Origin of the sequence: Bacillus sp. SIMBA_026 (genome assembly GCF_046535335.1) — a bacterium.
Lineage (GTDB): Bacteria > Bacillota > Bacilli > Bacillales > Bacillaceae > Bacillus > Bacillus velezensis.
In genome coordinates this window covers 1-236 of the sequence record NZ_JAWRWX010000478.1, presented here as the reverse complement: position 1 = coordinate 236, position 236 = coordinate 1, and the positions used below count along the sequence as shown (strand labels likewise).

The 236-nt window shown below is 60.6% G+C and carries 1 protein-coding gene; it reads left to right on the top strand.

Features of this window, described 5'->3' with window-relative positions; genetic code table 11:
• The coding region (locus tag SB847_RS22225; RefSeq protein WP_410578926.1) for an MFS transporter at positions 1–236 on the top strand (236 nt) is incomplete at both ends.

The following is a 236-nucleotide window of genomic DNA, read 5'->3' as shown; positions in this document are numbered from 1 at the left end:
CCGTACTCTCAGCGATGATGCCCCAACCGGCCTTCCTTGCCTGGGGCTGGCGAATCGCTTTCGGCGTCTCCGCGCTGCTGGTCATTGTTGGCCTCATCCTGCGCTTATACGTCCAAGAGACCCCGTTGTTCCTCGCCTCGCAGGCCAAAGCCGAAGCCGAGCACTCCAAACGGACCAAATTGCCGCTGGCAGAGCTCTTCCGTGGTAACTGGAAAGAAATCCTCATCGCTGCCGGC